We start from the raw sequence: 23,353 nt of genomic DNA on the forward strand, positions 1-23,353 counted from the left end.
GTCGTGAACGCGCTTTTCATAAGTATCAAAACGTCCTTTCGTTTCAAAACGACCATGGCAAGGCGACGCCAGTGATAAGGCAGCGGACCGCGATCAAGGGCTTCGATTGTAAACCAATTTTCCTTTTCCGTTGAACGGATGCCGCGATCAGAACCCAAAAGACTTAGAAACCTCTTGAATCCCTTTATGGACTAAATGTTATGGCTTGGACAAGAGTCTGCGAATCCCACATGCTTCCCGAGGGAAGCTCGCACGAAGTTTTGGTGGGAAGCGATGTACTGGCGATCTTTCGCCACCAAGGGGTGCTGTACGCGATCGATGGGATTTGCATGCATCAAGGTGGCCCGTTGGCTCGGGGGAAATTGATGGACGGCACGGTGACATGCCCTTGGCACGGCTGGCAATACGACCTCCGAACCGGTTGCAATGCGGCGACATGCAAGCCGATGCTAAAGACCTATCCCATTCAGGAATCGGACGGGATTATTGAGGTTGACCTTGCGGGCGCGAGTTAACTAAAGTCCGGGTTGAATCGGATTGTGGATTTCGTTGCTAACGCGAAGGCGTTGGAACGTCGCGGACACGACTGGGGTTCTCCCCACGCCGGATACGCACTCGTTTGGGATGCGGTGTTCACAAGCTGTGAGGCGAGCGCGGTACGCTTCGTTCGCCATGCCTTCTTCGAAGAGGTCAGGAGGACCGAAGTGCAAACACTCAAAACTGCTGTTGTCGTCGTATTGCTTTTGTTCGTGATCTATGGGGGATTTATCGCTCTCAACGGATCCAACAACACCTCCTTCAATCCGGAGATCGAAGGGCTCGATCTGTCGGCGGATGCCCCGGACATAACGGGCGTAACTGGGCCTGTTGCGCCTGCCCCGGCTGCCCTGCCCCCGGGTACTCCGGCAGCTGCGCCCCAATCGGATCCCTGGGCGGCGTTCCAAAGCGCCCCATCGTCCGGTTTCAGCAGCGCTGCAACTCCTCCCACCAGCCCACTCCCTGGCCTTCCAGTGAGTTCTTCTCCGTCGCCTCTCTCGCCTCTGCCGGCGTCCCCCTCCGACGTCGCACTTCCGAGTCTGCCAGGTGCTCCTGCGAGCGATCTCGCTAAGCCAGCCGATTCCCTGCAAACGCTGCCTCCGCTCCCCTCCACACTTCCTGGGGCCGCAGGCAACGACGATGGAAAATCAGAACCAACTAAAGAGGATCTGAAAACAACCAATAGTCCTGATTTCGGAATTGCCCTCCCGCCATCGGCAACGGGCCTCCCCAAACCGGATTCGTCCGAATCTCCTAAGGACGAGTCGACGGGACCAGACGAAAACAGTGTCGATCCAACCGACGCGAAACAGACGGGCGATAGCAAGCCGATCGGTCCCAGCAAATCGTATGAAAACGCCAAGGAAACAGCTCTCTCGCAATCCAAACGCGGCCAGCTGAAGGAAGCTCTCGCGACGCTCAGCCTCTTTTACAACGACAACGAGCTGACAACCGAACAACGGCAAGACCTGTTGGATTTTCTCGATGCGTTGGCGGGAGAAGTCGTTTACTCCCGGCAGCACTTCCTGGACATCGCTTACTTTCCTGTCCCCGGCGAGACACTCGAAGACGTTGCCAAGAAGTTTGAAGTCCCGGCCGAAATCCTTGCCCGTATCAACGCGATCGAACCAAAGGGCCCTTTACAAACCGGTACCAAACTCAAAGTGGTGCCAGGCCCCTTTCGTGCTGAAGTCGACTTGAGCACGAGCGAACTGACGTTGTTCGTTGGCGATTTGTATGCGGGCCGTTACCCGGTCACGATTGGAAAAGATCCCGCCCCCAAGACGGGCGACTACAAAGTGGTCGATAAGCAAAAGGATCGTAACTATTATGGCAGCGGAGCCCCTATCCCCGGCTCCGACCCACGCAATCCTTATGGTGGCTTCTGGATGGATCTCGGAGGAGATCTCTGCATCCATGGTTCGTCGCCCGATGCGAGCGGCCCCCAAGGCTGCATCAGCTTGTCTCCCCAAGATGCGGCCGACGTCTTCGGCATGCTCTCGCATGGCTCCCCTATTGTCATTCGCAATTAGGGTAGTATTCCCACAACACCCGCGCATTCGTGTTTCCATAAACCAACAGGGATGTTGCCGTGAAGCAACATCCCTGTTTTCGTTTGAACACTGCGAACGCGAGAGAAAAATGAGCTTTCGCCTGCGTTTCAGTGCGTTTTAGCCCCTCCCTCACGACAAGCGCGACCTCTAGGGAACAGCCTTTGCGATTAGCCTGCTGCACAAACAACGGCTGGGAATGACGGGTCCGTTCCAAGAGAAATGGGGTGTCGGGGCAAGATGGTGCAGCGATTTGTTCACAAGGGAGCTTGGTTATTTTTGGGAAGCCTGCTGGCATTGATCTGGGCGATCGATTGGCCCTTTGTTGCCGCCGAAGGTATCGAATCGACCGCCGTCGCATCGAGCGCAAGCCGCTTCACCAAGAAATATGTCGCTGATGTTCGTGCCACGGAAACACGGCAGGACAACGCCCGCTCGTCGCTTGTTCTATTCGATGGACCAACCGCAGAGTGGGCGGAAGCAAAGCGTGCTTGGTACCGTTACCACCGTTACATCTTGCCGATCGCAGTGGCGTCGTTTTTTCTTAGCTTCGGTCTATGGAGCTTGCTAGGTGTCGAGAACCTGGCCGTGCGTCCGCAGAAGTAGCTAAGTCGACTCGATCGCCCGAATCTTTTCGACTCGCCGTTGGTGTCTACCTCCTTCAAATTCGGTTGCGAGCCAGACTCGAACCAAATCACCGACGGGGCGGTCCCCGATCAAGTCACCGGGGAGGCACAGGATATTGACATCGTTATGGCGACGGCACATTTCCGCCATGACTTCATCGCTGCAGGCCGCAGCGCGAACCCCTTTGAATTTGTTGGCTGCGATAGCCATTCCAAAACCTGTTCCACAAATCAGGATCCCGCGTTCGACCGCCCCTTCCGCAACCCGCTTTGCCACCGTGACTGCAAAATCCGGGTAATCGACTGGTTGATCACTGTGCGTACCATAATCCTCGACCTCGTGCCCATCCGCTGTAAGCAACGTGATCAGTTTGCCTTTTATTTGAAAACCCCGATGGTCGCTTCCTAGGGCAATTCTCATTGCTCGCCTTTTTTGTCTTGGGGATCGTTCCAGAGAATCAAGTCACCGAGCTTCAGTTGTTCGATCCAGTGATTCGTGTATTCATCCAGTTGGGAGGCACATCGCTCGTAAGCGTCGAAGGGCCCACCGAAAGGGTCGGTGATCTCCGAGCCCGTCGGCGAGATCATGTGCACTTTGTTCGCAATGGTAGGCCACTGCGAGACGATCGCATGCTTATGGCGACTTCCCATCGTCAGAATCAAGTCCGCTTGCTCCACCATTTCTTGCGATAGCTGCGAACTGGAGTGGGAGTCGAGATTTGTCCCATACTTTTGGATAGCGTGAACGGCACCAGGCGACGCGGGGTCTCCACCGTAAGCGGAAACACCGGCCGAGAACGCGACAATCGGCACTTGCTCCCCTGGGAACAAGTCCGCGAATCGCTCTTGAATTTTTTTGTTCATCAAGGCTCCTGCCATGGGTGAGCGACAGGTATTACCGGTGCAGACGAAGAGGATCGTGATTCGCGAAAGGCTTTTCAAATAATCTGCCGTCACGATTCCCTCTCTGGTGATGGACGCTACGTTCTTTTCGAATTCGACCAAAGTGGGAAGTCCGATCTCGCAAGTCTCGCCATCATGGATGGCAATCGCATGCAAGTCCGAGGAGATCGATTCCACGGTTCGTGCCAGTTTCCCATTTTGCGTGGTCGCGGGAGCTGCGACCAAAGGCCCCGCCAACAACCGCCCCATTTGTTGAAAGACGGGGTGGTAGGGTTGAGAGGTTCGCAGCTTTTTGTTCGGTCGCATCAGCTTGGACACGACATCCGGCTTCATGCAGCGCAGCAGGCTATTAGGCTGGGAATCGGCGAGATCGATTGTAATCGGCCCGGGCCACACCTTCGACGCAAAACGTCGTATGGAGGAAGAGACATCCGGGAAATAGTCCAAGAGTTCGGATGAAGAACGCAGCATGAGGGTCAAGCCATGTTGGTTCTTATCTTGACCGGCAATCTCGGCCAGTTTGTCCACCGCCGACTCATGCATGCCTGATCCCACGAGCAAGTAAGAGCAGTCTCCTGGAACTGCCACAATGTGCCCTTCTGCAACCGCTTGAACGGCCAAGTGGACAACGTCCCTGGGATCTTCGGTGTTTTTCCAATCGAACTGCTTGACCATGCGTCGTATTTGCCGGCTCCCTAGCACCCGTTAATCTGTAATCGCCCCTATGGTACCAGAGTTGCCGAAGTTGCGAAAAGCCCCTCGCGCGACTCCAAGGTGTTGCGGGACTTTCCCCAGGGGGATTCCGTTATTTTCCCAAAATGCTTGACGCTGCGACCGATTCTTTGGGAGACTGACAAAACATCCTGAGTCCGCATCTATCTCGAGGGCGATCTTCCTCTTTCAATCCTTGTTCAAAGGAGGGTTTGGATGATGAGCAACAACAGACGCGACGTTTCGGGCATTCGCATGTGCTTGAATCATAGTCAGAGCGGCATCGAAGAAGGCTTGGTGGAGCTGGAGCAAGACTTCCGAATCTGGTTTGAGCATCCGCACCAGCGTCCATACTGGAGCAAGCTCATGGAACATTTGGTGAGCTTTCGATGGGTTCTCGATCAACACTTTACTCGCGTTGCCGGGGAAGGATATTTGGAACATGTTGCATGCCAGCGTCCCGGATTGTATTCCGATCTTCGGGACATCGAGTGTTGGCAATGGCGGTTGATCGACCGGCTGGACTCGATCATTCACGATGTGCAGACTTTTGACTCACAGCGCGACGAGATCGCGGACATCGAAGATGAGTTCCGTCGGCTTCATGGCGAGATTTTGGACGAGGAATCGCAGGAACGATTGCTTGTCGAACGTGGGTTGGCGTAATCGTATTCCGCTGGATTCTCTGACTTCGAGGTGGCACCGTGGTTTGTCCCAATATTGTCGAGCTCGTTACTACTGTTTCGACGGCGGAGGAGGCGGAGACGCTGGCACGAAATGCAGTCGAGCAGCGACTGGCGGCCTGCGTGCAGGTTGATGGTCCGATCCTCAGTGTCTATCGCTGGCGTGGCTCGGTCGAAACAGCGTCGGAACACAGGCTTTCATTGAAGACCACGGCCGACAAACAAGAGATGCTGGTTGCATGGTTAATAGCTAGTCATCCCTATGAGCAACCCGAGCTGTTGGTACGGCAAGTCGAAGCGTGCCGTTCCTATGCGGAATGGGTCGCCCAGGAAACGTGCGATGGCCCGACCAGCTCAAGCACCTCGACGTAAACGCCGCCGCCTTTTAGGCAACCCTTCGATTGGCTTGGGCGCTGTTTCCTACAAGATTCCAAGGGATCAGTTTTTTGCGATCTTCTTGGCGGCCCTTTTGGCAAGGACCGGAAGCGACGCGAAGATGCGATGGAAGTCGGGGAGTGCGTCCTTTTTCGGTCGAATCACGTAATCCAACGGAGGAATCTGTTCGCGTTGCTTGCGAAACGCTTCGCGGATGAGCCGCTTCCACCGATTGCGAAGGGGTGCGTGGCCGACGCGTTTGGAAACACTAATCCCCAATTGGGGCGTTTTCGATGCCTCGCTTTTCGCCGGCGGCTCGCCGGAATTGTCCGCTCGAGGGATAGCGTGAAGAACGAGGACATCATCTGCCACCACGATACCTCGCTTGAAGACCCGTTCGAAGTCTCGGGAGGATTTCAAGCGTATTGAAGCGGGTAGCGACTCGTCCTTCATGCTGCCTCACATCTCGAACGCAGGCTAATCCATCACTTTTGCGTTAGCGATGAGCTTCAGGAATTCTTGATTGCTCGGGAATCGAGAAAGCTGCTTCGTCAGTTGCTCCATCGCTTCCACCGGATGCATCGAGTTGAGAGTCCGGCGAATCATGGTGACCGAATGGTACGTATCAGGATCGTGAAGCAATTCTTCACGGCGTGTTCCGGACTGAGTGATATCGATCGCAGGCCAAACGCGACGGTCTGCCAGCTTTCGATCCAGAACCAACTCCATGTTCCCCGTACCCTTGAACTCTTGGAAGATCAACTCATCCATACGGGACCCCGTATCGACCAGAGCGGTACCGACGATTGTGAGCGAGCCACCTTCCGCGAAAGCGCGAGCGGTTGCAAAGAGCTTTTTGGGTATATCCATGGCCTTGATGTTCACCCCGCCGCTCATGGTAGGACCGCTATTACCAACATATTTGTTGAACGCGCGGGCTAGGCGAGTGATGGAGTCCATGAGCAAGAAAACGTCCTTGCCCATCTCCGCGAGTCTTCTGCAGCGATCCACCACCAACTGGCTGATGCGAACATGTGACTCAACGTCCTCATCCAAACTGCTCGCGATCACCTCGCCACGTTGGATGTTTCGACGCATGTCCGTCACTTCTTCGGGACGTTCATCGATGAGCAACACAATGAGCTCGACTTCGGGATAATTTTGCGCAATCCCTTGTGACATGTGCTGCAGCATAATCGTCTTCCCGGATCGGGGAGGGGCGACGATCAAGCATCGTTGGCCGCGTCCGATGGGAGCGAGCAAGTCGATCACGCGGTTGGTGATCGGTTGTGTTCCGATCTCTAGTCGGAGCCATTGCTCCGGGTTGATGGGGGTGAGGTTCTCGAAGCTCTTGATATTGACATACTCGTCTGGCTTCATCCCTTCGATGTCGAGAATCTCTTTGACGCGGGGACCTTGCGATCGCCGGGTCTGCTGCATGAGGGCGCGAATCTTGAGCCCCTGCCTCAGTCGGAATTTCTCAATCATCGTTCCAGGAACGAAAGGATCGGTCCGGAGCCGGGAGTAATTGTTTTCAGGGGACCGAAGGAACCCATAGCCATTGGGATGCATTTCCAGGAGCCCGTAAAACTCCTGACCTGGCTCTTCGTTCGCCGCAGGAGAATCCGAATCCGATGCCATCGCACCCTCGGCCCCTTCCACTGGTTCACCGGTCACTACGGGGTTTTCCTCTCCACCATCGCCGAATGCCTGCTGATAGTTCGGGCCGTGACGGCGGCGAGGCCTCTTGACCCGAGGGCGAGGGCCGGGAGCTGCCCCCGAGTTGTCATCATGAAATCGAGTGCGGAAGCGCTTTTTCTTGGGCATACCACCAAATCCGAGTAAAAACAAAGTGGGGATCTTGGGATCGCCACCGGACCGAGAACCTGGAGACCCAAGGAAAATCCATTCCTTCGATCTGCCACCTAGGGTTAGCGTGAGTCGATCGCCACCGCGAAGCCATCCATTCGGAGTTCCTCGTGAAGGCGATTCTGGATTCGCGAGGAATCCAAGTACCAGCAAGGGCCTCGTGAGGGCCCCGCATTTTCCGTTCATGCTTCGACGTGCTCGTGAAAACGCGATCGCCGCAGAACCGGTCGATGTGGATGCACAAACGCGAAAAGCAAACCTATTTCTGGCGGGAAAGTCGCTACGACAAGGAGAAACCAGCTTCGGAACCTGAGCCCCACGGCCCGGATCCGATCCGAAGCGAAACCATCCCAAACTGCCAATCTTCCGGGCTTAGCTGATCTCGACGCAAGAAAATCGAGTGATCTCTCATCCGAAGAAGGCTCTAACGTGTCGAGGGAAATCCATTCCCTCAGCAAGGCTCTGTGCCAATTGCCGTGGTCCGGTACCAAAATCAAATGACCGGCGAACGAAGTCCCAACACGGTTCGACAAGTTTTGCACACGCCGAGACCGGTGTCAAGCGACCTGCCACCGGAAGCATCCATCGATTTCTGAATTTATTCCAATCGAAGCGTTCCGCCTCGACGCTTGCCTTGTCGCTAACCTACTTCTGCTCGACAGCGACGATCGCTCGCGGAGCACTCGTAACGGGAAAACAAAGCAATGCGTGCTGTCGTCGTAGGAGCAACCGGCGGGATCGGTGAGGCAGTCTGCCAGCAACTTGCCCAAGCCGGTGGGATTGGCTTTTTGATTGGAAGGAACGAACTCAAACTTCAGGAACATTCCCAACGATTCGGTTGGAATTATTCCGTCGCGGATGCTGTGGATTGGCCCTCCCTGGAAACTGCGATTGGACGGGCGGAAGAGACGCTTGGAGGTCTCGATGCGGTCATCCATTTGGCGGGATCCGTTTTGCTAAAGCCGATGCACCTGACAAGCTTCTCCGAGTGGCGTGCGACCCTGGACACCAACCTGACTTCAGCGGCCGGGGTCATCAAGTTCGCGGCTCCTCGTATGTTCGGGGAGGGTGGAAGCATCGTCTTGATGAGTTCGGCTGCTGCCTCGATCGGCCTTCAAAATCACGAGGCAATCGCTGCCGCAAAAGGTGGCATCGAAGGGTTGGTCACCTCTGCCGCGGCGACGTACGCAGCGAAGAAGATCCGGGTGAACGCGGTCGCGCCAGGACTCACGAAAACCCCGATGACTCAGCGAATATGGGACAATCCCAAAAACGCAGAACACTCCTTATCCATGCACCCACTGGGCCGTTTCGGCGAACCCGACGAGGTGGCTCGAGCGATTCTTTGGTTTGCCTCCCCCGAGAACTCGTGGGTGACCGGGCAAGTCCTAGCGGTCGATGGAGGCTTGAGCTCGATCAAAACCGTCGCCGTCCGCTAAGGCCGGCGGTGAGCGCCAAGTCCGGCGATTATCTGCTGAGCCTAGCGGTTAGCTGTAGAGCTGAATGGCTTTGACGATTGCATCGACATCGTTCGGGACTGCGACGGCTCGGTTGGCGAACGACGCTCGGGTCACACCACGGCTGCCAAGGACTTCGTTGAATTTGTCTTGATCGGTCGTGTGATAGGCGACCGTGGCGGTCGGATCTTTAAGTTGATGCCCCGTCAGGATGCAGACCACTCGATCGTCCATACCGATAACCCCTTGCTGACGCAGCAGCTTGGCACCGGCCACGCTGGCCGCACTCGCTGGTTCGCACCCGATCCCCCCAGCCCCGACCTGAGCTTTCGCGTCGAGAATTTCTTGATCGGAGACCTGCCGGACCACACCATCGCAAAAATCGAGCGCCCGTAGGCATTTCTTGAGATTCACCGGTCGGTTGATTTCGATAGCGCTGGCGATCGTATCGGCTTTTACTTTTCCTTTGTCCAATTCATCGTAGTACCAGCAAGCGATATCCATGCGGGCGCGGCCGCGATTCCAACGCAAGTTCCGCTGGTTGTAGAGAACATCCAACGTGTCGGCACCGCCGGCATTGATGACCGCTAACCGAGGAATGCGGTCGATCAGCCCCAGTTCCTTCAGCTCGATAAAGGCCTTGCCAAAAGCGCTGGAATTCCCAAGGTTTCCACCGGGGACGACGATCCAATCCGGGGACTCCCAACGAAGCGCCTCGAGAACTCGGAACATGACCGACTTTTGTCCTTCGAGGCGGAAGGGGTTGATACTGTTTACCAGATAAATTCCCAGTTCCTTCGAGACCTCTTTCACGCGGGCCATGGCGTCGTCAAAATCGCCAGCGATCTGAACCGTCAATGCTCCGTACTCCAGCGCTTGTGAAAGCTTTCCGTAGGAGATTTTTCCCGTACCGATGAAGATGACCGCTTTCATCAATTGCGTCACGGCGCAGTACATCGCCAAGGAAGCAGAGGTATTGCCAGTCGACGCGCAAGCCGCCCGTTTGGCCCCCACCATGTGCGCGTGAGTGAATGCGGCGCACATCCCATTGTCCTTAAAAGACCCCGAAGGATTCATTCCTTCATATTGCAAGTAGAGTTTGCCGGGACGAATCCCAACATACTTCGCCACCGAGTCCGCTTGCTGAAGCAACGTTTGGCCCTCCCCCACGGTGACGATTTTGTGGTGGGGTGCAAACGGGAGCAGTTCATGAAACCGCCAGACACCGCTGAAACGTATGGGATTGTGGCGTTCCAACCACTTGGATTCGAACTCTCGAAGCGATTTTGGAACCGAAACTTTGTTCCAATCGTATGCGACGTCAAGAAGATCGTGACACTTCGGGCAACTTGTCAGCACTTCATCGATCGAGTAAGTGGCACCGCAATCGACATTGATGCATTTCTGGTGGGCGACTTCGTAGGTAGTTGACATGGGGACTGCGGTAGCGGAGAGCGTCGACATGATAATGGAACCTGATTCTGGAACTGGGCGGCCGAGCATCGCCGCCGCGGGAGGCTCCCTAATGTACCTCCTACAATCGGCAGGATGTAGTCGGATCTCCCATTGAATAAGGACAACGCGACAGGAACAGTCCGCCCAATCGCTCCGGTCGCTCCAAGCCTACGAAAAATTTGCCCCTTCCCGATCGACCATGACACTTGCGCCGGAAAAACCGGGGTATGCGTTCCGGTCGAGACGGCATTCTGGGAAAATGAAGAAGGATGGGTAAGAGAATGTTTGACGCTAGGGAGGGCGGGATTTAGGATGCATGTCCAAGGTGTAGCCAGGTCCCGAGCGAGTTTTTGAAGGCTACCAAACTTATCCCTATCTATCTCTCGTCGAGGAATTCATGGCTCGCGATCGCAATGTGACAGTCTGGCAAGCCTATGTCACGGTCATGTCCATCGTCAGCTTTCTCTGCTTGGGCGCTCTCGCCTACATGATGTTCACCTCAGGAACCAACTTGAAAACAGCGGAAGCGGCGATCAAGGATAAACGGGATGCTGAGGCCAATTTGCGAAAAGTGACCGAACGAAACCAACTCCTCCAAAGCATTTTGGGAGTTGGAAAACCGATCAGTGAAGCAGAATTCAATCAGCTGAAAAGCAGCGTGACCGGGGACCCGGAAATCGATGCAGCGGTCAAAACCTACACCAATCACATGGGATTGTTCGGAGTCAACGAGCCGGAGAAAAATTACGCCAAACTGGTCGACACGCTGATGCAGGAACTGCGATCTCGAAACATCGCACTCTCGAATGCAGCCGCCAAAGCGATCCAGGACACAGAGAATTACGATCGCAAAATCAAGGTAGAGACCGACCTACGAGCCCAAGCTCAACAGGAAAAAGAGCAAATCTCGCTCAAAGCCAAGAACGACTTGGACAACTACACCGCCAAAATTGCTGAGCAAGTCAAAGCATTCGAAGCCTTGGCTGCCGAAAAGCTCAAACAATTCCGAGAATTCCAAGATGAAAAAGGCAAATTGAACGCCAAGATCGCCGAAGCCACGCGACGCAATGAAGAACAAGCTCGCCGCATCGATTCATTAGTCCAAAAAATCAACGAAGTCCAGAACGAAAGCTTCCAGACCGTTCAAGGGGAAATCACCGACGTACAAGTCAGCAAGTACCCGGGAGATGGGCCCGGCCAAGTTTGGATCAATCTCGGACGAGCGGACGGTCTACGCCCCGGCGTGAACTTCGTAGTCTTTGATTCGGATGTCACCCAGGCGAGCCAAGGAAAAGTGAAGGCGAAGATTGAAATCGTCGAAGTGCTCGCGGGCGCGGAACACCTGTCGCGAGCCAAGATTCTCGACGATAGAAACTTCACCGCAATTCTGCGAGGGGACAAGGTCTACTCACCCTTCTGGCAACCAGGCTCGAAAGTCCAAATCGCATTGCTAGGCAAAATCGATTTCGACGGAGACGGCAAAGACGACCGAGATCGCATCAAAGGATTACTGGACCAAAATCAAGTCACCTTGGCCATGGATATGCTCCCGACCGGTGAAGTCACCGGTCAGCTGACCGAAAAAGTCCGCTGGTTGGTCGTGGGAGAGGAACTCAAGTATCGTGTCGACGAGGATGGCAAGGGAGATCCAGCGATGCTGGCAGCCTCGAAAAGACGTCGGGACATCGAAACCCAAGCCCGTTCGCTGGGAATCACCATCATCAATCCCAATAACTTGATGAGCTGGCTCCAAGTGGGAGCGGACTCGTCTCCACTGGGAGATGCCGCTCGACCCCGTGTCGATGAATATCGCCCACGGGTCCCGCGAGGAATCGAACGTGGCAAAGTTTCGGAGATGTACCAGTCCACAGACGGGCGGCTCAATCGCAACCCCCCGCCCGAATAAGTGAAGTTTGCTAGCAAAATCTCATTTTTTGACCCTTTTTGCTTGAAAAACTCCTACAACCGATATATCAATAAAGGTCAACGTCAATTAGCCCGGTTATCACAGGAATCACATCATGAAGTCCAGCTCCTTGAAAAGGACAGCTTTTCTCGCAGCATTTGGAGCGGGATTGGCATTCGCTCCGATCTCCGTCAATTCGTCGCGCGTTCTCGGTCAGGAGGCTGCAGTTGTCTCCGCTTCGCCAAAGGTGGAGCTTGTCAATGAGCTGTTTTCCCGCCAGTGGGTCACAGCAAACGAGATGGGTGACGTGACCGGCTCGGTAGTCGGACTCGTTCCCAACGACAAGACCACTGCCGCAGACCTTGCTGTTTATTTGGTAAGAGACTCCAAGGTGGAGCTAAAGACCAAGGCCGATGCAGAAGGCAAGTTCACATTGGTGGGAGTGCAACCGGGCACTTACTCGTTGATCGTTCGCGGTGATGAGGCCTTCGGTGCATTTTCGCTGAAGGTGTTAAGCCGAGAGAAGGGTCTTCATCTCTCCTCCGACGTCGAAGTACGCGTTGTCAAGCCAGCGGACAAAGTCAACGAGATTCTGAGAGGTCAGACGTTGCCACCTTATGCGATGCGAGTTGAAGCTAGCGTCGAAACCGATTCCGATCCGCTCGGACCTAGCCGAAGCTTTTCCCCTAGCCAAGTCGTAAACGCCGATGCGGAAGGACGATTGGTCGGGACGGTTGGCTCAGTCAAAGGTGACAAGGACTTGAGCGATCTTACCGTGTTCATCTTGAAGGATGGCGAAGAGATAGCGAAAGCTTCGGTTGCACCAAGCGGCGAATATGTTGTCGCGGGATTGGAGCCAGGAGTTTACGGGTTTGTTGCCGCTGGAGAGTCAGGCTTCGTTGCAACCTCTTTTGAGTTTGTTCCCAACAAAGCGGATCCTGTAAGTGCTAAGGGTGAGAAGCTGATCGGTATTTTCCGACCTTGTCATCGATTGAATGCAGAAGTCGTTCCTTGCTGTGACACCGCATCGATCGATGTTGTATCGGCCGAGGTTGTAGAAGTTGTCGAGGCACCAGCCGAGGTTCTTTGTGAATCGACCCAGCCAGCAGCGAGCTGCTGTGGTGGCATGGGTTGGGGTGGTTACGGTGGCGGCGGCGGTGGTGGCGGAGCACACGGCGGTGGCTGGGGTGGAATCGCCGGAATCGCGGGTCTCGCTGCAGTAGCTGGAATTCTCGCAGCCGAAGACGACAACAGCGCCCCTGTTGTCAGCCCTGCAGCTCCCTAAGCTGGATGGGCGTGATATCGAGTCAAAATCGAAAAGGCCGCTGTTATCCAGCGGCCTTTTTTTATTGGAGTCTGGATCGATCGCGGATGGCCATCGATCGCTAGGGAAACCGAGAACGCACGCGAAGGAGCGGCCGCGATGGTGGGTGAGTTAGTCAGTACGGAGACCGTCGATGGCGTAAGGCTCGATGGGTTTTGGGTACGAGGGAGTTCCGACGATTGCTGGTTGGTAACACACGGTGTCAATGGAAATTTCTACGGTTCCAGTTTGCTGAAGGAGTTCGCACAGACACTTTCCTTTACTGGGTCCCACGTTCTGTTGGTCAACTCTCGCGGGCATGACATCGTCTCATTCAATTCGGGATCTGTTCCGATGCGTTTGGGATCCCAATACGAAATGATTTACCAATCGCTAAGTGACTTGAACGCTTGGGAGTCGTTTTGCCGAGAACATGGGATACGACTCCTAGGAATCGGAGCGCATAGCTTGGGCGCGTTAAAAACGGCGTACTGGCTATCGGAATCCCTCGGAGTTGGGGTGGAGCGATACATCTCGCTTTCTCCGCCTCGACTAAGTACTTCCATTTTGGCGGAGGATCCCAAACGGGGCGAAGTCTTTTGCAAGGATCTACAACTGGCGAAAGAGTTATGCGAATCAGGCAAATCAGATCAGGTGATTCGGGTTCGCTATCCTCTGCCGAACTGGCTTTCGGCGGCAACCTTTTTGGATAAATACGGATCGAACGATCGCTACGATTATTTCGGGTGGCTCGAGAAGATTTCCCAGCAGACATTGTGGGTCTTCGGGGAATCGGAAGTACGGAACGGGTCTGGCAATTTCCGCGACGCGGACTTGAACTTATCGCATCGGTTTGCAGAGAAATCCCTCTATCATCATTCCGTCGAAGTCATTGAGGGAGGGGATCATTCGTACCGAGGAGTACGCCAACCTTTGTGGCAGACGATTACCAGCTGGTTGACACGGTCGCTTTAGCGAGTCTTGAACAGTCGTTACAATGGGCGAGCGATTGCAGTATTCGTCCTGCACGCACATTTCTCCCACCCTTACCCAACCATAACCATGACAGTGGCAAATCCATCCTGGGTTGCGGGCGACTCGCAAGTCGCCGAGGCTCGCAAGGCGCTCGATCAACATGTGTACGAAACGGTCCAATGGCACTTTCACGAATCGACGGGCTCACCCTTTTGGTTGGGTAAGAAATCCGAACTGAAGTTCGATCCCCTCAAAGAAGTGAAGGGGTTCGATGACTTGAAGAAGTTCCCAGAATTCGAGGACGAATGGCTGCGCGGAGGCCCTGTCAATCGTTGGATCCCAAAGGGGCTTGCAGGAAAACCAACCTACGTTTTTGAAACTGGTGGAACCACCGGAATCCCAAAGAGCCGGGTCGTGATCGATGACTTCCGCATCGACTATGAGAACTTCAGTTACACATTGCCCGACGAGTATTTCCCCAAGGGTGCGAATTGGCTGATGCTCGGCCCGTCAGGCCCGCGTCGCTTACGCCTGGCAGTGGAACATCTCTGCCAATTTCGAGGCGGCATCTCCTTTTGTATCGACTTGGACCCACGATGGGTTATCAAGTTGATCAAGAAGGGTTGGATGGAGCATCTCGAGGAGTACAAGAAGCATTGCATCGACCAAGCGATCACGATCTTGACAGCAGGTCACGACATCAAGTGCATGTTCACCACCCCCAAGCTCCTCGAGGCACTCGCATCGGGATTGGCGGACAAGGGTACCTCGATCCAGGAAGTCGGAATCACGGGCATCTTTTCAGGGGGCACGGAGTTCACACCGCAATGGACACGGTTCTGCGTGGAAGAAATGCTCGGCGGGCCCGTCGAGGAGAGCGGTGTTTACATGACCCCCACATACGGTAATACCTTGATGGGATTGGCTTGCTCGCGGCCCATCACCGCCGACGACGGCTATACGATTGCCTATTACGCTCCTCAACCGCGAGCGGTAGTCGAAGTAGTCGATTTCGACGACTACAACAAATTGGTCCCTTACGGTGAGACAGGGCGGGTCAAGCTGTACACGATGACCAAAGAGTTTTTTGTACCGGGTTTCATGGAACGAGATGAGGGAGAGCGAGAACTTCCCTTCAACAAATATCCATGGGATGGTGTTAGCGGCGTAAGGCCCTATCGCGGCTTTGCATCGAGCACCACGGTGGGTGTTTACTAATTTCTTCAGGTTGATCACGCGAGTGAGTCGCGGTTCATTCTTCTGTGCGTCGAGCCTTGTTCTCCGAACGAGGCTCGATGGCTTCTGCAGCGGCATCCATCAAGAACAATCAAATTCGGAAGGTCAGGCATGTTAACACTCAATCCGCTTCGCTGGGGTAAGCAATACAAGTCGTTGGAATTCCAGGACGTCATCCATTTCGACACAGGGGAGCCAATTGCTCGCATTGGACAAGTCAACGGGTCCATGGTTCAAATGGACATCCGAAAGGCTGACAACGCGAGGAAGGCATTGCGCAAGCTGCCGATCGTCGATCTTATCGAGCGATGCAAGAAAGCGGCTTATCTGTTCGAACACGAGACGCTTCCATTGGGAGATGGCGTTCAATCGGTCGACGACTTCGTACATCAGCAGTCGGCCAGCACGGGACTTCCAGAGATCATGTGCCGCAACAACATGCAGAAGAACTGCTTTGTGTTGAGCAATATGGACAAGATCCTGGATGCACTGACACGCGGTCTCAATCCTGAGATCTTCTCGCGCGGTTTCGGGGAAGAAGGACGCAATGTGATTGTAAGTTATCAATGCCAAACTCCGGTGCTGGGTGCTGTTCTTCCGAACAACTCTCCTGGTGTTCACACCCTCTGGCTTCCCGCAGTTCCGCTCCAAGTGGGATTGGTACTCAAACCAGGATCGCAGGAGCCATGGACACCTTACCGCATGATCAGCGCGTTCATTGAAGCGGGGATTCCGGCCGAGGCATTTTGCTTGTATCCCGGCGGGCATGACGTCGGTTCCACCTTGTTGAGCAAGTGTTCGAGGAGCATGATTTTTGGAAGTGCGCAAACGGTCGAACAGTATTCCGGCAACCCACGCGTCCAAGCCCACGGTCCCGGCTTCTCGAAGATTTTGCTTGGAGATGACATCGTCGATGCTTGGGAAGATTATCTGGATGTGATGGTCGAAAGCGTGGTCATCAATTCAGGGCGAGGATGCATCAATGCGTCCGGTGTTTGGGCGTCTCGTCACACGAAGGAAATCGCGGAAGCGCTGGCTGCAAGACTTGGACCAGTCGATATCTCGTCACCGACTGATCCGAAGGCCGCACTGGCAGCCTTCACGAACAAGAACATGGCGACGGGGACATGGGGAATGATCCAACAGGATTTGGCCGAATCGGGAGTGACCGACATGACCGCATCCTACGGTGAGCGACTGATTGAGAAAGAGCATTGCGCGTATCTTCGCCCGATGGTGGTGCATGCGGATTCTCCGCAGCGAGGCGTCGCGATGAAAGAGTACATGTTCCCATTCGTATCGGTCGTACAATGTCCGCAAAAGGATATGATCAAATCGATTGGCCAGACGTTGGTGGGGACTGCCATCACGAACGACGAGGCATGGATCGACGATCTGACCAACGCGATAAACATCGATCGGTTGAACATCGGACCTATTCCAACGAGTCGCTTGAATTGGCTGCAACCGCACGAAGGGAATTTGATTGATTTCCTCTTCCGGTCGCGAGCCTATCAAGTCGCACCAACCCGCGTTCCTGCGGCGGTATAGAATAGCAGGCATGTTCAAAACCATTTACTTTGGAAAGCTATCGGGGATCGGACTTTATCTCCATTGGACGTTTTGGCTTCTCATTCTTTACTTGTTTGTGAGTGAGCTTGGCCGCGGCCTTGGGCATGCGGTGGCAACGATCGGGTTCGTATTCACCGTATTCCTATGCGTGTTCCTGCACGAACTTGGGCACGCCTTTTCCGGCCGATGGTTCGGCGTTCAGACACACGACATCACCCTTTATCCCATTGGGGGTGTCGCGAGAATGCAGTCAAAGGATCTCACGCCGTTTGCTGAATTGGTCATCGCCGCATGCGGTCCCTTGGTCAATTTGGTAATTGCGCTGGCGATCGCGATGAGTTTTGTCGCTAAAGTAAATTGGGACAATGCGACGGACATTGGCTCTTTAGGGCCCTGGGAGCATCTTTTCATCGTCAACGTCGCATTGTTCTGCTTCAATTTGCTCCCGGTCTATCCGATGGACGGGGGCCGAATTCTTCGCGCGATATTGAAATTCTTTGTCGCGAAGGATGTGGCCATTGAGTGGAGCGCTCGATTGGGGCAAGTCTTGTCTGCGGGGTTTGGACTGTACGGGCTGTTCACGCTTCAAATCTCCATCGTGATCATTTTCACGATCATGTTTTTCGTTTGCAGCGCCGAGCTGTTTCAGGTCCGCCTCAAGCGGACGATGGACGCAGGTTCAAATCCGTGGACGCCCAGCCCTTGGGGAGATCCTCGGAATTCAAGAGATGGAGAGGGATCGGGTGATATCATCGACGCGGAAGACGTGCGCCGAATTCGCTAAGAGTTCCCAGCCAGGATTTCCATTGCGGAGCGTGCAGGCTCCCAATCGGGGTAGATTCGATTGGATTCCAGATAGCATTCGCGAGCAGCTCCGTCGTTGCCAAGGTGCCAGTAGCATTGCCCGAGCGCTACGCAAGCTTGGTAGGAGAATGGATCGAGTCGAATGGCGCGTTTGCAATCCGCGGAGGCCTCCTCGATGTCCCCGCGTGTGAATCGGATCCAAGCTCGCAGATAGTAGACATCGCCTCGCCCATCGGTTTCGTCGATGAGGTGACTCGCCAACTCCTCGGCACGCAGATAGTTCTCGTCCGCCAAGAGTTGTTCGACTTGATAAGCCGTTTTACGATGCCATGGGCTCTGAGTTCTCCTCGCGATTGCGCGGCGAGATTCGTCCGCGGATGTTCGAACGATTCGGGACTCATCCCTTAGCAATCGACCGAGTGGTGTGTAGTGGTGCTCATTCCCCAAAAAGCAGAGAGCCCATGTCGCGGCCCTGCGACTTTGAACGTCGGTGGAGTCGAGCAATCGCAGCAAGGTCGCTGGCGAGTAATGCGCGGCGACTTGATCGATCCATCGAAGAGAATTGCGATTTTCTTCCGCAGAAATCACGACAGACAATGGGTCCCCACAGGAATCCGCAAGATACTTTTCGTAGAATTGGAGCAGCTTGGTCATGCTGGATCGTACGTAGACTGTTGGTGGGAGTACCTTGCATCTCCTGATGTCGCGATTCGACAAATCCACTCTACTTACGCAAAGATGTGGATGCAATATTCACGATCGGAGGAAGATGATTATCGCGACTTCACTCACTAGACACTTGACAATCACCCTGCTCCTGACTGTCTTCTTCTCTCACTTCGCCTTGATTGGGTTGGGACAATCCAGAACGCACCCCTACTTAGGTGCATCGATGGTATCCGTTCAACAACGTCTCTCGGCCCCAGCACAACCAGTGATGAGGAGTTCGTTTGAGTCCGCTGTTGCCTCGCTATCCTCGGCATATGACATCCCCATTTGGGTCGATCGCTTGGTCTCGAGAGATCGCATCGTCGAAGCGAAGATTGCCCCTGACGAATCGCTGGGTTCTCTTCTCGAAAAGATCGCCGATCAAGTCGACGCAAGTGTTCTGATGGCAGAGGGAATCCTGGTGATTGCCCCTCAGAAAGAAGCCCAGGTTCTCCAACAGATCGTGTGGGAGCTACAACTCGCCAACCTTCCCAGTGGTTGGCGCAAATCGCTTGAAGAGTTCTCTTGGCCAGTTGGCACGCCGATGCGCGAAGTCGCCCGAATCATGTCGCTTCGATTAGGGTTTCGAGAAGACTGGATCGAGTTGTTGGAGCACGATCTGTGGCCCGCCTATCAGTTTCGCAAGGTACCAAAATGGAGCATCGCATTCTGCGTTCTTTCCAGCATGGATCGGGCGTTGCTATGGAGCGATGGAACCATTCGCATCGAAGAACTGCCCCTCGAACGATCCACTCAGCAGGTCGAATGGACCTACACACCCAAACAAATCGAAGAGCTGGGTAGCTCCTATTGCCGAGCTTGGAAGGAAAGCTGTCCCACCGCCTCCGTGGAACGAGTTTCCGATGGCGGTTGGCGGATCCAAGCCCTGCCCGAAGAACACCGACGATTGGTGCAGCCACTCGTTCCGAAAAAGAAATGGACAGCGCCAAAACCGGAGTCTGCCTTATATTCCGGCGTGGTTCAAGGAAAATTGGGAACTGCCATCCAGACGATAGGGCAATCGTTGAAGGTCGACTTCTTTCCGTTACCACTCCCCGACGCGGTCGCGAACCGAGAGATTCGAGTGGAATACAAAAACGCTTCCGTGGAACAATTGCTCCGCGACTTAGGGAAAGCTGGAGGGGTCGAATTTATTCCCAGAGAGGGGCGAATGGAAATACGCATCCTGCCATAAGATCTTCTCAGCATCGGCACAGAAATCCCCTGGATTCGTGATCGGTTCCTTGCTGCGAACCATTGGCATTGATTCTGTTACACTATTCCCAAAGACAAATCCCTCTCCCAGTACTTGGAGTTCAGCATATGAAGACGCTGTTCTTTGGACTCTTGATTGCCACGAGTTCGTTGAGCCACACCGTGGCACAAGATTCCTTGCATGGTTTACCTCTTGCGTTTCAAGATGATTTCGAAAGCGGATCGGGCAAATGGGAAACGACCGATCCCCAGAGTTGGTTTATCAAGAATGAAGATGGAAACAAATCCTTTGCCATCAACAAGCGGATCAGCGACTACCAGCCCAAGGTAAGAAGCCCGCACAACATCGCGTTGATCAAGGACCTGGAAACCGACGATGTGGTCATCACCTTCCGCGTGAAAAGCACGATGGACACAGGCAACCATCGCGACTGCTGCGTCTTTTTCGGTCATCGCGATCCCGAACACTTCTACTATGTGCATTTGGGAGCCAAGCCAGATCCAGCGAGTGGTCAGATCATGATCGTCGACGGAGAGCCTAGGCGACCTTTGACCAAGAATGAAAAAACCGTCCCTTGGGATGATGCATGGCATCAGGTCAAGTTGGTCCGCAAAGCGGCTGCGGGTACGATCGAAGTTTATTTCGACGATATGGAAAAACCACACCTAAGCGTTGTCGATAAAACGTTCGGCAAGGGGCGTGTTGGAATCGGATCGTTCGATGACATGAATGCGTTCGATGACGTCCGTGTGTACGCGAAGAAGCAGGCGCCAGCGTCTGCAGAAAGGAAATTTCCAGCTAGACCCGAGCCAACGGTCGCTGACTTCGTCTATGGAAACGACTCCGAGCGTCAGCGATTTGATTTTTGGAAAGCAAAATCCGATAAGCCAACCCCTGTTGTTCTGCTGATCCATGGCGGTGGGTGGGTGAATGGCGACAAGAAGAGCTATGGTGCCAATATCATCAACAAGTATCTGGACGCTGGCATCTCTGTTGCTTCGGTGAACTATCGTTTTATCGCGCAGGCGATGGAACAGCAGGTCGAGCCCCCTGTCAAAGCGCCAGTGACCGACGCGGCGCGCGTCGTACAGACCTTGCGAAGCAAATCCAAGGAATGGAACATTGACCCTGCTCGCATCGGTGCAACGGGAGGTTCGGCGGGAGCGTGCACATCTCTTTGGCTAGCCCTTCACGATGATCTGGCCGATCCGAAGAGCGCAGATCCGATTGCGCGCGAATCGACCCGTCTGACCTGTATTGGAGTAACCGGTGCCCAAACCTCGCTCGATCCCGTCCAACTGCGTCAGTGGATCGGCAATTCGATTTACGGCGGGCACGCCTTCGGGTTCGCGGCAAAGGGACGCACGAGACCGCAAGAGTTCGAGTTGCTTCTGGCCAATCGCGAGAAAGTCCTTCCGTGGATTCGCGAATACTCTCCCTATGAGTTGGTCAGCCAAGACGATCCGGCCATTTTCTTGGAATACCCGAATCAAAAGAAACCTCCTGTCTTCGGTGGAGATGAATCCGACCCAACCCATTCCGCCATGTATGGCATTGAATTCCAGAAGCACTGCAAAAAAGTGGGTGTTGCGTGCGAATTGGTTTTTCCGGGAAATAGCGATTCCCAGTTTACGAACATGCACGATTTCTTGATTCACCATTTGTCCCAAAAGGGTTCGGAATGATTTGGCGGAAACCGGTTTGCTTCGCGATTTCGGTATTCGTAGGCATGGTGATCACCCACGATGTGAATGGGGACTGGCCGGGCATTCTCGGCCCACAGCGAAACGGTCACGCGAGCCCCAACGAGACGTTGACGGAGAGTCCCAAAGCCAAGCTCTCCGTACGATGGGAGATCTCAGCCGGACAGGGATTTGCTGGCGCCGCCATAGCGGGAGGCAAGGCATGCTTGTTTGATCGCGAGGGTGCAGATGATCGCGTTCGGTGCATCGAATTGTCTTCTGGTAAGGAATTGTGGCAGCAGAAGCTACCAGCCTCGTATCGTGGCAGTATCAATCCGGACTCTGGTCCACGATGTGTACCCGCGATCGTCGGGACCCGTCTCCTGTTGGCTACAGCCTCCGGCGACGTAAGCTGCTTGGACTGGCAAACGGGGAGAAAGATTTGGCATCGCCCTCTCCGTAAGGAGTTCGGTGCAGAGGAGGGTTATTTTGGAGCGGGCTCGACTCCATGGATTGGCACCGATCGACTCATCGTCAACGTCGGATCCAAAAAGGCGGGTATCGTGTGTCTGAAACTGGAGGATGGATCGACCCTATGGACAGCAACCAGTGCCGATGCCAGCTATGCCTCCCCTACTGCGATTGAGGTGGGTGGCGAATCGCAAGTCGTTGTCCCGACCCGGTTGACGACCTATGGCTTGAACCCAGCGACCGGAGAAGTGCTTTGGGAGTTTCCATTCGGACAACGCGGCCCGACCGTGAATGCTGCGATGCCGATCGCTGTTGGAAAGGATGGGTATTTGCTCACAGCCAGCTACGGGATAGGGACAGTCTTATTTCGCCCCGGACGGAGCGACGCGAATGTTCTCAAGAAAGGGGATTTATTAAGCAGTCAATACGCAACTCCTCTTTTCCATAAAGGGTACGTATTCGGGTCGGAAGGGCGTGAAGATATGGGAGGAAGCTCCTATCGATGCGTGGATATCGGACAAGGAAAGGTAGTGTGGGAGAAAGAAGCCATGCCAATCTGCCACACGCTCGAAGTCGACCAAAAGCTACTTGTTTGCGGAATCGATGGTCAAATTTGGTGTATCGCACCTTCGGAAAAAGGTTTTGAGCCCAAATGGGGGGCTCGATTGCCAGCGGGAACCTACCGTGCTTTGCCCGCGTTCTCGGGAGGGAGACTGCTTGTGAAATCCGATGAGTCTTGGATGGCGGTGGAGTTCACGGAGCGATGAAAGTTCAGCCTTGGGTTGCTCAAGCCCTGTTCTGGCCCACGTTTGCATGGAACTGGACGTTGGGACGTGTCCTGCGCATTCGCAATTGGTGGGATGTGATCGAGGACGTCGTTCTGTTAGGTGCGAGACCGCTGCGACGTGACATTCCAATTCTTGCCACGGAGTGGAACGTGACGGGCGTTGTCAACATGTGCGAGGAGTATTGCGGTCCTATCGACTTGTACGACCGATGGAAAATCGAGCAACTGTGGCTCCCGACCACGGACTTCAATCATCCCACCCTGGCTTCGGTTCAACGCGGTGTTGAGTTTATCCAAAAGCACGTCGAGTCTGGGGGGCGAGTCTATGTCCACTGCAAAGCAGGCCGAGCCAGGAGTGCGACCGTCGTGTTATGCTGGTTGGTCAAGTATCGAGGAATGAGTCCCGACGAAGCCCAACAAAGGCTGCTTCAAATGCGGCCTCATGTGAATTCTTCGTTGCCCGAACGGCCTGTAGTGCAAGAATTTTGTGCCGAACTTACGGCGCAATCCCGAGGAGCAATCTAGAT

The 23,353-nt window shown here is 54.5% G+C and carries 22 protein-coding genes; 16 read left to right on the plus strand and 6 right to left on the minus strand.

Features of this window, described 5'->3' with window-relative positions:
- Positions 1-200 precede the first annotated feature (200 nt).
- The 3 genes from VN12_RS07225 to VN12_RS07235 all read left to right on the plus strand — a co-directional run bounded on the left by VN12_RS07225 (position 201) and on the right by VN12_RS07235 (position 2,693).
- A complete protein-coding gene (locus VN12_RS07225; protein WP_146676191.1) occupies positions 201-515 on the plus strand; it encodes a Rieske (2Fe-2S) protein in 315 nt (104 codons plus the stop codon).
- A 189-nt stretch (positions 516-704) separates the two neighbouring features.
- Positions 705-2,069: a L,D-transpeptidase gene (locus VN12_RS07230; RefSeq protein ID WP_168164272.1), complete on the plus strand. Its 1,365-nt coding sequence runs from the start codon at positions 705-707 to the stop codon at positions 2,067-2,069.
- 258 nt (positions 2,070-2,327) lie between these two features.
- Entirely contained in the window at positions 2,328-2,693 is a 366-nt protein-coding gene (locus VN12_RS07235; protein WP_146676193.1) for a hypothetical protein, read from the plus strand.
- Here the strand turns inward: VN12_RS07235 and rpiB are convergent, their stop codons facing one another.
- Entirely contained in the window at positions 2,694-3,134 is a 441-nt protein-coding gene (rpiB, locus tag VN12_RS07240; RefSeq protein ID WP_146676194.1) for a ribose 5-phosphate isomerase B, read from the minus strand. It abuts the gene before it with no gap.
- Positions 3,131-4,291 (minus strand): Sua5/YciO/YrdC/YwlC family protein, encoded by a 1,161-nt coding sequence (locus VN12_RS07245; protein WP_146676195.1) that lies wholly within the window; start codon positions 4,289-4,291, stop codon positions 3,131-3,133. Before VN12_RS07245 ends, rpiB begins: the two co-directional genes overlap by 4 nt.
- A gap of 252 nt (positions 4,292-4,543) precedes the next feature.
- Here VN12_RS07245 and VN12_RS07250 point away from each other — a divergent pair, with 252 nt between their 5' ends.
- Positions 4,544-4,993, plus strand: a complete 450-nt coding sequence (locus VN12_RS07250) for a hypothetical protein (protein WP_146676196.1) — start codon at positions 4,544-4,546, stop codon at positions 4,991-4,993.
- Positions 4,994-5,031: 38 nt separating this feature from the next.
- Complete coding sequence (gene cutA, locus VN12_RS07255) at positions 5,032-5,382, plus strand: divalent-cation tolerance protein CutA (RefSeq protein WP_146676197.1); 351 nt, start codon at positions 5,032-5,034, stop codon at positions 5,380-5,382.
- 66 nt (positions 5,383-5,448) lie between these two features.
- Here the strand turns inward: cutA and rnpA are convergent, their stop codons facing one another.
- Both rnpA and rho read right to left on the minus strand, forming a co-directional pair.
- Positions 5,449-5,838, minus strand: a complete 390-nt coding sequence (rnpA, locus tag VN12_RS07260) for a ribonuclease P protein component (RefSeq protein WP_146676198.1) — start codon at positions 5,836-5,838, stop codon at positions 5,449-5,451.
- A 24-nt stretch (positions 5,839-5,862) separates the two neighbouring features.
- On the minus strand, positions 5,863-7,212 hold the full coding sequence (rho, locus tag VN12_RS07265) for a transcription termination factor Rho (RefSeq protein WP_146676199.1): 1,350 nt from the start codon (positions 7,210-7,212) through the stop codon (positions 5,863-5,865).
- Between the two features lie 746 nt (positions 7,213-7,958).
- Here rho and VN12_RS07270 point away from each other — a divergent pair.
- Complete coding sequence (locus VN12_RS07270; RefSeq protein ID WP_146676200.1) at positions 7,959-8,693, plus strand: SDR family NAD(P)-dependent oxidoreductase; 735 nt, start codon at positions 7,959-7,961, stop codon at positions 8,691-8,693.
- A 48-nt stretch (positions 8,694-8,741) separates the two neighbouring features.
- Here the strand turns inward: VN12_RS07270 and thrC are convergent, their stop codons facing one another.
- Positions 8,742-10,175 (minus strand): threonine synthase, encoded by a 1,434-nt coding sequence (thrC, locus tag VN12_RS07275; RefSeq protein WP_146676201.1) that lies wholly within the window; start codon positions 10,173-10,175, stop codon positions 8,742-8,744.
- A gap of 388 nt (positions 10,176-10,563) precedes the next feature.
- Between thrC and VN12_RS07280 the strand changes: the two genes are divergently transcribed.
- The 6 genes from VN12_RS07280 (at position 10,564) to VN12_RS07305 (ending at position 17,942) form a co-directional block, all read left to right on the plus strand.
- On the plus strand, positions 10,564-12,072 hold the full coding sequence (locus VN12_RS07280; protein WP_146676202.1) for a hypothetical protein: 1,509 nt from the start codon (positions 10,564-10,566) through the stop codon (positions 12,070-12,072).
- Positions 12,073-12,187: 115 nt separating this feature from the next.
- Positions 12,188-13,357, plus strand: a complete 1,170-nt coding sequence (locus tag VN12_RS07285; protein WP_146676203.1) for a hypothetical protein — start codon at positions 12,188-12,190, stop codon at positions 13,355-13,357.
- A gap of 138 nt (positions 13,358-13,495) precedes the next feature.
- Positions 13,496-14,350 (plus strand): alpha/beta hydrolase, encoded by an 855-nt coding sequence (locus VN12_RS07290; protein WP_146676204.1) that lies wholly within the window; start codon positions 13,496-13,498, stop codon positions 14,348-14,350.
- Positions 14,351-14,437: 87 nt separating this feature from the next.
- The gene (locus tag VN12_RS07295; protein WP_146676205.1) at positions 14,438-15,568 is read left to right on the plus strand and encodes a hypothetical protein; all 1,131 of its coding nucleotides are present in this window, start codon (positions 14,438-14,440) and stop codon (positions 15,566-15,568) included.
- A 129-nt stretch (positions 15,569-15,697) separates the two neighbouring features.
- On the plus strand, positions 15,698-17,137 hold the full coding sequence (locus VN12_RS07300) for an aldehyde dehydrogenase family protein (RefSeq protein ID WP_146676206.1): 1,440 nt from the start codon (positions 15,698-15,700) through the stop codon (positions 17,135-17,137).
- Positions 17,138-17,147: 10 nt separating this feature from the next.
- Positions 17,148-17,942 carry a M50 family metallopeptidase gene (locus VN12_RS07305; protein ID WP_146676207.1) on the plus strand — a complete coding sequence of 265 codons (795 nt, stop codon included), beginning with the start codon at positions 17,148-17,150 and terminating at the stop codon, positions 17,940-17,942.
- On the opposite strand, the gene VN12_RS07310 is transcribed toward VN12_RS07305, so the two are convergent.
- Positions 17,939-18,616: a bacterial transcriptional activator domain-containing protein gene (locus tag VN12_RS07310; RefSeq protein ID WP_146676208.1), complete on the minus strand. Its 678-nt coding sequence runs from the start codon at positions 18,614-18,616 to the stop codon at positions 17,939-17,941. The genes VN12_RS07305 and VN12_RS07310 overlap by 4 nt on opposite strands.
- Positions 18,617-18,731: 115 nt before the next feature.
- Between VN12_RS07310 and VN12_RS07315 the strand changes: the two genes are divergently transcribed.
- The 4 genes from VN12_RS07315 (at position 18,732) to VN12_RS07330 (ending at position 23,351) form a co-directional block, all read left to right on the plus strand.
- Complete coding sequence (locus VN12_RS07315; protein ID WP_168164273.1) at positions 18,732-19,865, plus strand: hypothetical protein; 1,134 nt, start codon at positions 18,732-18,734, stop codon at positions 19,863-19,865.
- Between the two features lie 128 nt (positions 19,866-19,993).
- The gene (locus VN12_RS26710; RefSeq protein WP_315850186.1) at positions 19,994-21,571 is read left to right on the plus strand and encodes an alpha/beta hydrolase; all 1,578 of its coding nucleotides are present in this window, start codon (positions 19,994-19,996) and stop codon (positions 21,569-21,571) included.
- Complete coding sequence (locus VN12_RS07325; protein WP_146676210.1) at positions 21,568-22,806, plus strand: PQQ-binding-like beta-propeller repeat protein; 1,239 nt, start codon at positions 21,568-21,570, stop codon at positions 22,804-22,806. The genes VN12_RS26710 and VN12_RS07325 overlap by 4 nt, the downstream gene beginning before the upstream one ends.
- A complete protein-coding gene (locus tag VN12_RS07330) occupies positions 22,803-23,351 on the plus strand; it encodes a dual specificity protein phosphatase family protein (protein ID WP_146676211.1) in 549 nt (182 codons plus the stop codon). Before VN12_RS07325 ends, VN12_RS07330 begins: the two co-directional genes overlap by 4 nt.
- Positions 23,352-23,353: the final 2 nt, after the last annotated feature.

Origin of the sequence: Pirellula sp. SH-Sr6A, assembly GCF_001610875.1 — a bacterium.
Taxonomy (GTDB): Bacteria; Planctomycetota; Planctomycetia; order Pirellulales; family Pirellulaceae; genus JBKCUI01.